We start from the raw sequence: 12,598 nt of genomic DNA on the forward strand, positions 1-12,598 counted from the left end.
TCTTAAATGGTCTCCTTGTTTCAAGAAATATCTTTTGAAAATAAAGATTTCATTGTAATGAGAGATGATCTAAATCACCCGATTTTCTCTGGCAATAAAGCTAGAAAATTAGCTTATCTTCTAAAAAACCCAGATAAATACTCTCAAATCAAAACTATTGTATCTTTTGGTGGTAATCAATCTAATTTCATGCTGGCACTATCACAGCTAGCTAATATCAAAGGCTGGGATTTCCATTATTGGATAAAACCACTACCAAAATTTCTTAAAAATGCTAAAAATGGTAATCTAAAGATAGCTCTAGAAAATGGCATGCAGTTATTTGAGACTACAAGCTCTCTCAACCTAGAAAGTATAAAAACAAATTACAATATAGGCAATAGCCTTTACTTCTTTGATCAAGGTGGTAGGAATACTCTCGTTGAAGAAGGCATAGCTGACTGTGCTAATGAAATTAAAAAGTACTGTCTAGAAAATGATATCGATAATTACAGTGTTGTTGTGGCATCTGGTACTGGCACAACTGCACTATATCTTGAAAAGTACTTACCAAACAAAGTCTACACTATTGCCTGTGTTGGTGATAATCAATACTTAAAAAAACAATTTAATGATATTGATAATGGTCTCAAACATCCTAAAATTCTCAATTTAAACTTTAAAACTCATTTTGGGCAATTAGATATCCAAAATTACGCAATATACCAAAAGCTTTTAGAGCAGACAGAAATTGAGTTTGAGCTACTATATGACCCTATAGCTTGGCGTGCATTATTAAATGAACATCACAAACTTACAAAGCCTATTATCTATATTCACTGTGGTGGAACTAGTGGTAACGAAACTATGATGGCTAGGTATACAAGACTAACAAGATGAGTTGCTAAATATACTGTGCTACTAATATTTTGTTTAGTTGCTTTCTTAATTCAACAATATTTGTCTTCACAGATCTACATAAATTGTAAGTAGTATTAAGCTTCTCTGTTGTTGAATTACTAAACCTTATGCTACTAAGATTTGCCCTTGGAGAACTTTCAATAGCTGTTAAGACTGTAGATTCTTGTAAATCTAGAGGCTCCTGTAATATTTTTACAATCTGTCGAGCATAGGCTTTGATTTGCTCAGTTTTTGAAGAAAAATCATGCTCATGGTTGATATATTCAAACATTTTATAAGCTATAGACATTCTCATTTGCTCTTCGAGAAATATATAAGCTAATTGATGTTCTATATTTTTGCTCAATTTCTCATCATTACCAAACTCTAAAGATTTCCATTGGTTCAATAGAATATTCATCCTTTTAAGCCGAGTTTTTACTATACTCACTCTTTGGTAAAATCTATTTTTATTTTGCTGTATTAGCTTTTTGATTTCTTTAGGCTGATTTTTTGTAGATAGCTGTTTTATTGATTGCTCTAATTGATTTAGATTATTTGTTATATCTGGAGCTGTATCAACAACTTCTATCAAATCTAAATCAGGCGCAACTTCAGATACAGCTAAATAACATTGTTTATAAATACCTAGAATATGATTATATTTCTCAAGAATTCCCGTTCTTAAATTCTCTATAGAATTAAATAAATAATCTTTTTTAACATCTTCAAACTTAGAAACTGCTTTCAAATAATATATTTTTCTACCTGATAGTAGCTCTATAAAAAGAGTTATAACATTATTCGCATCTTCTAAATCAAATAGATTATACATCCCTGCACTATTATAAACTTTAGATAAAAAGCCAGCTTTTCTGTCAAGCCCCCTTTTTAGATCTGAATACTTGCCCACTAAAGCTTGCAAGAACTTCTCCTTTAAATCTTCAGGAATACTTTGACTAGTACTGATCTGTTTATAAAACTTTATTAACTTACGTTTGTTAGCTGGCGTATCAATAGGAAAACCATTATCACGATGTAAATATATAATCTCAGCAAATTCTGCCATTTCTTTATCAAAATGTAGCTCAAAAGCATAAAAGATTTCTTTACTTGTTGGATGAGATTTAGCAAGAATTTCATATGCAATTTTGTTATCTCTTACTTGATCGGTTAAATTACTGAGAACAATCTTTTTAGACAAATATAAACTTTGATATGATTCCTCGATGACATATAGAAATTTATCTTGCATCTGTTCTTTATTACGATGCTTAATAGAATCAAAAACAATTTTGCTAATAAAACCCACTAACCCTACAAAGAAAACATAAAAAGAAAAGTACGCAACTGTAACTAGCGGAACTTTTTGACCATGACTAAGGTAATAGCCTAAAGTTATAGCTATAATTGTAACGGGTCCAGCTGCCCAAAGTATAGATAGTATCGCAGCTTTGATATCAGCACGATGAATCGATGATATCAACTCACTAACATAAGTATCATTATATGAGTTTCTACTCTTGAAAAGTGCTTTTACTTTGTTAACTTGTGACAGCATACTCCAACTATATTTATAAGTTATTAATAAGTTCACTTTAAATTTTAACAAAATTATACTAATAACTCCAAATTAGCCATAATTTCAACTTGAGTACTAAACAATACAAAACTTTTTATTATTAAAGATTATTTGCTTTAATATATTTTTAGCACGATGATCTTCTGTTGCATATATTAAAAATAGAAAACTACTTTCAAACTAAAGTATCTATTTTTTTAGGTACTTTTACACCTTATTAGTCTATAATTGTTGGTGATTTTATAAAAATAGGTATCCCTAATGATTGAAAATTTAAGAAATATTGCAATTATTGCGCACGTTGACCATGGTAAAACAACATTGGTTGATAAATTACTACAACAATCAGGAACACTTAAAAACCGTGGACCTGAAGTTGAAAGAGTTATGGACTCTAACGATATTGAAAAAGAAAGAGGAATTACAATCCTTGCAAAAAATACTGCTTTAAAATGGAATGACTATAGAATTAATATCGTAGACACTCCAGGACATGCTGACTTTGGTGGTGAAGTTGAACGTGTACTATCAATGGTTGACTCTGTACTACTACTAGTTGATGCTGTTGATGGTCCTATGCCTCAAACAAGATTTGTAACAGAAAAAGCTTTTGCTCAAGGTCTAAAACCTATCGTAGTCATCAATAAAATTGATAGAGATGGTGCTCGTCCTGATTGGGTTGTTGATCAAGTATTTGACCTTTTTGACAGATTAGGTGCAACTGATGAGCAATTAGACTTCCCTATTATCTATGCTTCTGCAATTAATGGTTGGGCAACTAATGATCTTGATCAGAAAAAAGAAGATATGACAGATCTTTTCAAGGCTGTTATAGAGAACGTTGAACATCCTGCTGTAGATGAAGATGGGCCATTCCAAATGCAGATATCATCATTAGACTATTCTAGCTTCACAGGAACTATTGGTATTGGTCGTATACAAAGAGGACGTATCAAGACAAATACTCCTGTAACTATCGTGAATGCTAAAGGTGAAAAAAGAAATGGTCGTGTACTGCAAATATTAGGCTATCTTGGTTTAGAAAGAAATGAAGTACCAGAAGCTAGCGCTGGAGATATAGTTTGTGTAACAGGTATGGAAGGACTAAAGATCTCTGATACTCTATGTAATCCTGATCATGTCGAAGCATTACCTGCTCTTTCTGTTGATGAGCCTACTATCAGCATGACTTTCCAAGTAAACAACTCTCCTTTTGCAGGTAAAGAAGGTAAATTTGTAACATCTAGACAAATCAAAGATAGACTAGAAAAAGAGTTAATTCACAACGTAGCATTAAGAGTTGAACAATTAGATGATCCTGATAAGTTCAAAGTTTCAGGTCGTGGAGAACTTCATCTTTCTATTTTACTAGAGAATATGCGTCGTGAAGGTTATGAAATTGCTGTATCTCGCCCACATGTAATTTTTAAAGATGTTGATGGTGAAAAGCATGAGCCATATGAACAAGCTATTATAGATATCGAAGAAGAACATCAAGGTACTGTAATGGAGCGCATGGGCTTACGTCAAGGTGAGCTTAAAAATATGGAGCCAGATGGAAAAGGTCGAGTAAAACTTGAGTTTATTATTCCATCGCGTGGTTTGATAGGTTTCTATACAGAGTTCCTAACTATTACATCTGGATCAGGTATACTAAACAAAGTGTTCGATCATTACGGACCAATGAAGAAACAAACTCTAGAAACTCGCCAAAATGGTACTCTAGTTTCTATGGTACCTGGTAAAGCATTAGCATATGCTCTTTGGAATCTTCAAGAGCGTGGTAAAATGTTTATCGGTCACGGTACTGAAGTTTATGAAGGTATGATTATAGGTATTCATAGTAGAGATAACGATTTGGCTGTAAACCCTTGTAAAGGTAAGCAGCTAACTAACGTTCGTGCTTCTGGTAAAGATGATGCTCTTACTCTAGTTACTCCAATTAAATTGACTCTTGAATATGCTCTTGAGTTTATCGAAGATGATGAACTTGTAGAAATTACTCCAGTGTCTATTAGATTAAGAAAAAAACATCTAACAGAATCTGATCGTAAAAAAGCATCTCGTGGTGCGCTTTAATTAAATACATTCTTTCAAACTAATTCTTTTCTTACTTTTTATCTAAAGCTCTTATTCATAAGGAATTTAATATGCAAAGATTAAAAAATAAAGTCGCACTAATAACAGGCTCTGCTAGAGGAATAGGTAAGGCAACTGCTGAACTCTTTTCAAATGAGGGAGCAACTGTGATTGTTTCAGATATAAACGACAGTTTAGGTAATCAAACGGTTAAAGATATTAACTCATCAAATTGTGAATATAAACACTTAGATGTTAGTATTGAAGGTAATTGGATAGAAGTTACTAACTATATTGAATCAAAGTTTGGCAGATTAGATATTTTAATTAATAATGCAGGTATTACCGGCTTTATTGAAAGTGCAGGCCCTCATAACCCTGAGGATTTAGATATGGATTCTTGGCAAAAGGTTCATTCTATAAATTCTAATGGTGTAGCCTTAGGATGTAAATATGCTATAAAACTTATGAAAGAAAATGGCGGCAGTATAGTCAATATTTCTTCCCGTTCTGGACTTGTAGGAATACCTCAAGCTGTTGCATATGCTTCGAGTAAAGCATCTGTAAGAAATCATACAAAATCTGTTGCCTTATACTGTGCAGATATGGGATATAACATTAGATGTAACTCTATTCATCCTGGTGCAATATTGACGCCAATGTGGGATGAGATGCTACCGAAAGATAAGGATCAAAAACAAGCAGCTATTAAAACTATTGCTCAGGATATACCTTTGAAGAAAATGGGTGAGGCAAAAGATGTAGCTTATGCAGCTTTATATCTAGCATCTGATGAATCAAAATATGTCACAGGGATTGAACTAAATGTAGATGGTGGAATACTTGCAGGAAGCTCTGCTGCACCAAGAGATAGAAAGGAATAAGAAAATTTAAATAATTTGATATAAATCAATAGCCTATAGCTAAAGCATTACCTCTACGTGGATCTGCTGCACCATAGACATACTGTCCATCAGACATTACAGACTCTGCAGCACCCATAGCAGCATAAGGAGTTACGGTGTTACCCATTTTCTTAAGTAGATTGATAGTATCCACAGATATACCCTGCTCTACACCAATCTCTTCTGGCCATAATTGACTATGCATACGAGGATTGTTAACTGCTGATTGTAGATTCATATTATAGTCTATGATATTTAAAATCACCTGTAATGTTGTTGTAATAATACGACTTCCACCTGGTGAACCTGTAGCTAAAAACGGCTTACCATCTTTATCAAGAACAATTGTTGGAGTCATTGAGCTTAATGGTCGTTTATTGGGAGCAACTGTATTAGCTTCACCTTGAACTAAGCCAAAAACATTTGCCACGCCTACTTTTGCTGCAAAATCATCCATTTCGTTATTTAACAAGATACCAGTTCCTGGTACAACAATACCATTCCCATAAGAATAATTAAGCGTATAAGTATTTGATACCATATTGCCATCTTTATCAACTACACTAAACTGAGTAGTCTGAAGTTTTTCACGATCTTCTGGATTAACTGTGCTTATATCTTTACTTGGAATATGCTTATCTGTAGTGATTTTTTGAGCAATCTGTTTTGCATATTTTTTAGACAAGAATTTAGCCAAATCCATCTTAACAAAATTAGGATCTCCTAAATCAGAATTTCTATCATTATAAGCATAGCTCATTGCATTACTCATAAGATTAATGGTTTTAGCGCTATTGTTACCATAGTCAGCTAATGGGAAATTCTCAAGAATATTTAATAACTCTATCAGAATTACACCGCCTGAGCTTGGTGGCGGCATAGAATATATTGTATAACCTCGATATGTCCCTTTAAGTGGCTTCATCTCTTCTACATTATAATTTTTCAAATCTTGTAATGTTATTAGACCACCATTTTTAGCCATACTATCTGCTATCTTTTGCGCGATCTCTCCCTCATAAAAAGCTTTTTTACCTTGTTTTGCTATTAGCTTCAGACTATTAGCAAGTTCAGGCTGTTTTAAGATTTCTCCAACCTTATAAGCAGAACCATCTTTATGATAAAAAATCTTCATAGCCTCCGGTGATTTTTGTAACCATGGTTTTGCAGTTATAAGCGACTGATTTAGGTCATAGCTAACTGGAATTCCATCTTCAGCAAGCTTGATAGCTGGAGCAATAACTTGTGATAATTTCAATTTACCATATTTTTGTTGCGCATCAACCAAACCTGCTACAGTACCTGGCACACCTGAAGCACTGTATGAACCAGAAACTTTAGCATAATCGACATCTCCTTTATCGTTTAAGAACATATCTTTAGATGCTTTTGCAGGAGCTTTTTCACGGTAGTTTATTGCTATATTCTTATTGCCATCTTGTAAATGGACAATCATAAAACCACCACCACCGATATTTCCAGCTCTAGGTAATGTAACAGCCAAAGCAAAGCCAACTGCAACAGCTGCATCTACAGCATTACCACCTTGTTTTAATATATCTAAACCGACTTGACTTGCTAAAGCCTCTTGAGAGGAAACCATACCATGAGTTGCAACAACTGGTTGAGCAATTTGCATCTCTTCTTGGATAGGGATGAAATCATAACCTGTTGGTATTGGAGCAGCAACCAAAGCTAAATTTGGTAAAAAAATTACCAAACACATTAAACTTACAAATAGTTTTTTCACTAATAAACCTCAGTAATTATTTTTCAAACATAATACATATAAGATAACAAAAAACGATATTTTAAAAAAACCTTTTAAGCTAAACAAAAGATATTTTTTAAGACTTATGTATAACTTAGACTAGACTTCAGCAGCTTTATTTACACTAGTAAGGCTACTTTTTAGGACTGGTGGAGTATCTTGAGATGCCTGAACAAAACTCTCATCACTATAGGCAACCTCTGATTTAGCATTAGTGTTGTTGATACCTAAAACGCTTAATATTGCTTTATCATTTTGAGATCCATCAAGTGAAGGATCTTTTTGTTTGAGAACTTTTGCCATACCATAATCATAATTTTGGATATACGCGTTTCTCATAGCTGTATATGGGTCTACCGATACTTCTTCTAAATTTGAATATGCTGGCAGATATGAAACACCTTGATTTGTATAGTATAAGCCATAGACACTGTAGTTTACAGCATATGCTGTAAATGTACCTACTCCTGGAGCTAAAAACAAATACGAAAGTGGATTAAACATAGCATCAACACCATCACTAACTCCCTCTATAGTACCTGGTCCAAAAATTGGCCAAACAATATATGGTGAAGCATATCCTTTTTTATATACTCCCCACTTATGGAGAGTAACTGCAAAATCTTGATGATATCGCATTGGCAACCCAAACCTACTACCAGCCACATCAAAAATACCTACCACTCCAAGTGTCGTATTTTCCAAAAATCTCATACTATCATCTCCAGCATAACTCCACTCGCCTTGAAAAAGATCATTAGCTACTCGACTAGGCTCAAAAAGATTTTGAAAAAAATTGAATATACCTGTTTGTGCTGCTTCTGGCATAATGAAATTATAGGCTTTTGCTACAGGTGTCAGATCCTCATATAATTCATTATTCCAATGAAACATCTTACGATTATAGTTTTCATAAGGATCTCTATCATTAACTGGTGTCTCCCATTTAATTGAACAACCTGATAATGCTATGATAGTGGCGAGTAACAAAATACTCTTTTTTATTTTTAATTTCATGAACTTATTAAATTGATTTTAAAAAATCTCACAATTATAGCCAAGAATTGCTATATATAAATGGTCTGAAGTAATATTTTATGAAAATTTTATACCTTTCTTGAAGCTTCTAGTCCAAAAACGCTCTATAGCAAGCGCTTCTAGTAACTTATCCGAGTATTTTTGATTTTGATTTGTTATGTATGCTGTAATAATCTGAGCCGCTAATAATGATGAACATAAACCTTTTGAGCCAAATCCTGAACATATATATAGACCTTGTTGATATTCAATCTTTGGCATTTTTGATTTTGGATAGCCTTTAGACAGAGGCTTATAAAAAACTTGTTCGAAACTACTATAATCTGCCAACCTACCAACAAGTGGTAAATGATCAGAAGTTACACATCTCGTAGCTACTCTTGAGTTAACAATTTCAACATTGTAGTTTTTATCATCAAATATTTGCTTAATTTGATTAATATTAAAAGTATTATCTTCTTGTCTTATATCTCCACTAGTATCATTATTATCTCGAAATGTTGCTCCAATAACTTGTAGATTATCTTTATAATTAGGGATTATATATCCTTTATCCATAATATTATTTGAGATATCAAAACATCTTTTAATAACTGTTAACTGACCTTGAGATGGGTATACTGGAATATTTTGTAGCAGAGAAATATTTTTAAATAATGGATACCCTCCAGCAAATATCACAATATCAAAATCTTCAGTAAAATCATTAAATTCTAATTGCCAAGTATTATTCTCTAATTTCTTAATATCCAAGAGCTCATTATCTAATTTTAATTTAGCAGTTGATAATTTAAGCCATAGCTGACAAATACTTTTAGGTACCACAGATAAAGCATTAGGGTAATATACAGCTTTGTTAAGAGTATCTTTGCCAATTAATTGCGAAAGCTCTTGATGAGATATTATTCTAGCTAAATCATCAGCTATCTCTCTTTTTGTAAAAATCTTTTGATATCTATTTAGTTCTTTTTCATCACTTAATATTTGCAAAACACCCTGAGTACAAATTTCTATATCATTACGATACTGATTTATAAACTCTAATAATATACTATAGCCTAGTGTATGAAACTGATCTGAGAAATTATTATCTGAAGTTAAATAAGGTTCTAAAATTCCCGCAAAGTTCCCAGAAGCTTCTGTTGCAATATCAGAGTTTTTATCAAATAAAGTTATATCAAAGTTAAGGGTTCTACTTAATTCATAAGCTAATGAACACCCTGCTAGTCCAGCTCCTATAATAGCTATTTTTTTATTACGCACCAAAACCTCTGATGCCTTCTCTTTTACGCTTTTGTTCTGCTCTTAGCATACGGGCTTGTTTTGGATCAATAGTTAGATTTCTGTATATCTCAACTCTATCTCTATCCTCAAGAACATGATCTAGATCAATCATTTGTCCATAGATACCAACTTTAAGATTTTCGATACTGTCTAATTCAGAATAAGCATCTAAGATTTTTGATTCAATAATAGCTTCTCTAACAGTCAGAGAATCATCAGACTCAACATAAAAAGACTTCTGCTCATTAGGTAAAGCATAAATGACTTCTACTTTCACTATTTATAAACCTCTTCTGCACGTTTACAAAATGCGCCCAACATCTTATCTGCAAGCCCACGAAATACAGGACCAAGAGCCATTTCCACAAATTTATTTTCAAAGGTAAACTCCATGTCCAATGATACCTTACATGAATTTTCATCTTGAGGTTCAAATTTCCAATCACCTGTTAAACTTTTAAATGGACCATTCATAAGATTTAAATGAATATGCTGATCTTTTACCATTGTATTATGTGTAGCAAAATCCAATTTCACAAATCCTGATTTGATTTTTAGAGATGCTTTTGCTTCTGTTTCTGTATGCTCAAAAACTTCTATATCATAGCACATTGGTAAAAACTGAGGATAGCTTTCAATATCATTTACAAGATCATACATCTGTGAAGCAGTATAATTAACAATTGCAGATTTATTAACTTTATTCATTTATTTAATCTTTTGTGTTTTGCTGATAATATATAGCGTTACATTGTATATCTTTTACAAAAAATAATAAAGTTATGAGTAAACATAAGGTTTCTCCAGCAACTATTGCTAGAAATAAAAGAGCCTTCCATGATTATACTATTCTAGAGAAATTTGAAGCTGGAATAGTACTACAAGGATGGGAAGTAAAAAGTATCAGAGCTGGTAAAGTACAGATGATAGATAGCCATGTGCATATCAAGCGTGGCGAAGCTTGGCTTTTTAATTGTCTAATAACTCCTCTACTCTCTGCATCTACTCATGTGGTAGCTGATGCTTCAGCAAATCGTAAACTACTACTTAATCGCCGTGAGATAGACAAAATCATGGGACGAATTGAGCAAAAAGGATTTACATGTGTGCCTTTAGCTATGTATTGGAAAGGTCCTCGTGTAAAAGTTGAAATAGCTCTTGCTCAGGGTAAAAAAGTTCACGACAAGCGTCAGGCTCAAAAAGATAAAGATTGGGCTCGCGAAAAAGATAGAATCTTTAAGAAGGCGCATAGATAAAATGACTGAAATAAAAATAAGCAAAACTGAAAAAAAATTACGCCACTATATCACTAAGGCTATAGCTGATTATAAGCTTATCGAAAAAGGTGATAAGGTTATGCTATGTCTATCAGGAGGTAAAGATTCTTTTGGATTATTAAAAGTTTTGCATGGATTAATCGAAGATAAAACTTATGATATTGATCTTCATGTATATACACTAGATCAATCTCAACCAGGGTGGGATGATAGCAAGCTTAGAGCTTATCTTGATGATTTAGGCGTATCTTATGAGATTGAAACAAAAAATACTTATGGTGTGGTGATAGATAAAGTTCCAGAAGGCAAAACTTATTGTTCGTTATGCTCGAGACTTCGCCGTGGTAATATCTACAGATATGCAAAAGAACATAAAATGGATAAAATCATTCTAGGACACCATCGCGATGATTTGATCGAATCATTACTAATGTCGATTCTATATCAGGGGCAAATTAAATCTATGCCTCCTAAGTTTATTACTCAAGATGGTGAAAATACTGTAATCCGTCCAATGGTATTAGTTCAAGAGCGTGATCTCATAGAGTTTGCTAAAGAAGAAAATTTCCCAATAATTCCATGCAATCTATGTGGATCTCAAGAGAATCTTAAAAGAAAAAAAGTTAAAAAGCTAATTCAAGATTTAGCACATGAAAATCCAAAGGTACCAAGTAATATTCTAAACTCTTTATCAAATGTATTACCAAGTCATTTGATGGATAGAGATTTACTTAATGTTATACAAAATTAAATTTGCAACTTCCTCTATCTATTCTATCATTCTGAACTAGTTTCAATCTCAATAAAATAAATACTTATCATAATATCGAGTTTTGAATTAATTAACATATATAATCACAGTACATTAGCAGTTAGTAGTCCATAAAACAAAGGGTCTAGATAACTTTAGCACTAAATTTTCTTACTAAAGTACACATGATTTTATATAAATCATTATCTTTGTTATTCCACCTAAATTCACACTCTTTTAAATGTAAAACAAACTTATCATCACTTAATCCGTTAAATTTTGCAAGTCTTCTTTTAGAGAAAGACCAAAATGACTCTATACCATTAACATGGTTTTTACCACGAGCAAACTCATTGTGAGAGTGATAAATACGATAGTGATCATAACCGTTTAGAATAAGCCCATCATATGCTTTCCAGCCATCAGTATAGATTGTGCTGCTTTCGAGTATTTTGCCTTGTATTATAGGCATTAAGGACTCTTTAGAGCAGTTTGGTACAATAGAAACGTAGACTTTATTATGTTCATCGCGTTTTAAAACACCGAATACTGGTGTTTTACCAACTGCACCACGACCACGTTTACCTCGTACTCGTTTAGCTCCAAAATAAGACTCATCTAGTTCAAACTCTCCAGTAGATGCTAAGAATTTTTCATCAGATAATAGAATTATTTTACGAAATCTATCAAAATAGCGGTTAATTGTTACTCTGCTAACATTAGTTATTTTACTCGTATTTGTCGCTGTTAAATCCAAGCAGAAACACTTCAAAATCTCTCTAATTTTAGCATCTGAAATATGCGAACGTTTTTTATACCTTCCAAACATAGATAAAATATAGCTCCATCAATGATTTTTGACAAGCTAAAGTTATCTAGACCCAAACAAATTATTAGAAAATAAAATAATACTATTCGTCTTACTACGGCTCCGACCGTAGTATCCATTAACAGAGTAAAGATGTTATCAATATTCTTTAGATTCTATGATCAAGCCATAGGATAACATCATTTTTTCATTATGTCATTCCA

At 32.7% G+C, this 12,598-nt stretch carries 12 protein-coding genes; 5 read left to right on the forward strand and 7 right to left on the reverse strand.

All coding sequences use genetic code 11. The features are described 5' to 3' along the window. The first annotated feature begins 6 nt into the window (after positions 1-6). The gene (locus IMS64_RS05370) at positions 7-879 is read left to right on the forward strand and encodes a 1-aminocyclopropane-1-carboxylate deaminase (RefSeq protein ID WP_211490080.1); all 873 of its coding nucleotides are present in this window, start codon (positions 7-9) and stop codon (positions 877-879) included. A gap of 4 nt (positions 880-883) precedes the next feature. On the opposite strand, the gene IMS64_RS05375 is transcribed toward IMS64_RS05370, so the two are convergent. Then, on the reverse strand, positions 884-2,440 hold the full coding sequence (locus tag IMS64_RS05375) for a hypothetical protein (protein WP_211490081.1): 1,557 nt from the start codon (positions 2,438-2,440) through the stop codon (positions 884-886). Positions 2,441-2,722: 282 nt separating this feature from the next. Between IMS64_RS05375 and typA the strand changes: the two genes are divergently transcribed. Together typA and IMS64_RS05385 are read left to right on the forward strand one after the other, a co-directional pair. Next, positions 2,723-4,540 (forward strand): translational GTPase TypA, encoded by a 1,818-nt coding sequence (gene typA / locus IMS64_RS05380; RefSeq protein WP_004287940.1) that lies wholly within the window; start codon positions 2,723-2,725, stop codon positions 4,538-4,540. A 71-nt stretch (positions 4,541-4,611) separates the two neighbouring features. Beyond that, positions 4,612-5,424 carry an SDR family oxidoreductase gene (locus IMS64_RS05385; RefSeq protein ID WP_211490082.1) on the forward strand — a complete coding sequence of 271 codons (813 nt, stop codon included), beginning with the start codon at positions 4,612-4,614 and terminating at the stop codon, positions 5,422-5,424. 25 nt (positions 5,425-5,449) lie between these two features. Here IMS64_RS05385 and ggt read toward each other — a convergent pair whose 3' ends face one another. From ggt to IMS64_RS05410, 5 genes are all read right to left on the reverse strand, one after another. Then, positions 5,450-7,171, reverse strand: a complete 1,722-nt coding sequence (ggt, locus tag IMS64_RS05390; protein WP_244972929.1) for a gamma-glutamyltransferase — start codon at positions 7,169-7,171, stop codon at positions 5,450-5,452. A 144-nt stretch (positions 7,172-7,315) separates the two neighbouring features. Then, positions 7,316-8,233, reverse strand: coding sequence for an MlaA family lipoprotein (locus IMS64_RS05395; RefSeq protein ID WP_012279611.1), 918 nt, complete (start codon positions 8,231-8,233; stop codon positions 7,316-7,318). A gap of 78 nt (positions 8,234-8,311) precedes the next feature. Continuing rightward, positions 8,312-9,520 carry an FAD-dependent 5-carboxymethylaminomethyl-2-thiouridine(34) oxidoreductase MnmC1 gene (mnmC1, locus tag IMS64_RS05400; protein WP_211490084.1) on the reverse strand — a complete coding sequence of 403 codons (1,209 nt, stop codon included), beginning with the start codon at positions 9,518-9,520 and terminating at the stop codon, positions 8,312-8,314. Continuing rightward, on the reverse strand, positions 9,510-9,815 hold the full coding sequence (locus IMS64_RS05405; RefSeq protein ID WP_211490085.1) for an RnfH family protein: 306 nt from the start codon (positions 9,813-9,815) through the stop codon (positions 9,510-9,512). The genes mnmC1 and IMS64_RS05405 overlap by 11 nt, the downstream gene beginning before the upstream one ends. After that, positions 9,815-10,246, reverse strand: coding sequence for a type II toxin-antitoxin system RatA family toxin (locus IMS64_RS05410; protein ID WP_004287948.1), 432 nt, complete (start codon positions 10,244-10,246; stop codon positions 9,815-9,817). The genes IMS64_RS05405 and IMS64_RS05410 overlap by 1 nt, the downstream gene beginning before the upstream one ends. Before the next feature lie 74 nt (positions 10,247-10,320). Between IMS64_RS05410 and smpB the strand changes: the two genes are divergently transcribed. Both smpB and ttcA read left to right on the forward strand, forming a co-directional pair. Further along, on the forward strand, positions 10,321-10,794 hold the full coding sequence (smpB, locus tag IMS64_RS05415) for an SsrA-binding protein SmpB (RefSeq protein ID WP_012279616.1): 474 nt from the start codon (positions 10,321-10,323) through the stop codon (positions 10,792-10,794). A gap of 1 nt (position 10,795) precedes the next feature. Next, positions 10,796-11,566, forward strand: a complete 771-nt coding sequence (gene ttcA / locus IMS64_RS05420; protein ID WP_211490086.1) for a tRNA 2-thiocytidine(32) synthetase TtcA — start codon at positions 10,796-10,798, stop codon at positions 11,564-11,566. A 145-nt stretch (positions 11,567-11,711) separates the two neighbouring features. Here the strand turns inward: ttcA and IMS64_RS05425 are convergent, their stop codons facing one another. Continuing rightward, the gene (locus IMS64_RS05425; protein WP_200404587.1) at positions 11,712-12,395 is read right to left on the reverse strand and encodes an IS1595 family transposase; all 684 of its coding nucleotides are present in this window, start codon (positions 12,393-12,395) and stop codon (positions 11,712-11,714) included. Between the last annotated feature and the right edge of the window lie 203 nt (positions 12,396-12,598).

Origin of the sequence: Francisella philomiragia, assembly GCF_018135955.1 — a bacterium.
Classification (GTDB): domain Bacteria; phylum Pseudomonadota; class Gammaproteobacteria; order Francisellales; family Francisellaceae; genus Francisella; species Francisella philomiragia.

Bases quoted from the DNA above. Each gene is read 5' to 3' on its own strand.
- IMS64_RS05370 (WP_211490080.1), top strand. From the start codon at position 7: ATGGTCTCCTTGTTTCAAGAAATATCTTTTGAAAATAAAGATTTCATT.
- IMS64_RS05375 (WP_211490081.1), bottom strand. From the start codon at position 2,440: ATGCTGTCACAAGTTAACAAAGTAAAAGCACTTTTCAAGAGTAGAAAC.
- typA (WP_004287940.1), top strand. From the start codon at position 2,723: ATGATTGAAAATTTAAGAAATATTGCAATTATTGCGCACGTTGACCAT.
- IMS64_RS05385 (WP_211490082.1), top strand. From the start codon at position 4,612: ATGCAAAGATTAAAAAATAAAGTCGCACTAATAACAGGCTCTGCTAGA.
- ggt (WP_244972929.1), bottom strand. From the start codon at position 7,171: ATGTGTTTGGTAATTTTTTTACCAAATTTAGCTTTGGTTGCTGCTCCA.
- IMS64_RS05395 (WP_012279611.1), bottom strand. From the start codon at position 8,233: ATGAAATTAAAAATAAAAAAGAGTATTTTGTTACTCGCCACTATCATA.
- IMS64_RS05410 (WP_004287948.1), bottom strand. From the start codon at position 10,246: ATGAATAAAGTTAATAAATCTGCAATTGTTAATTATACTGCTTCACAG.
- smpB (WP_012279616.1), top strand. From the start codon at position 10,321: ATGAGTAAACATAAGGTTTCTCCAGCAACTATTGCTAGAAATAAAAGA.
- ttcA (WP_211490086.1), top strand. From the start codon at position 10,796: ATGACTGAAATAAAAATAAGCAAAACTGAAAAAAAATTACGCCACTAT.
- IMS64_RS05425 (WP_200404587.1), bottom strand. From the start codon at position 12,395: ATGTTTGGAAGGTATAAAAAACGTTCGCATATTTCAGATGCTAAAATT.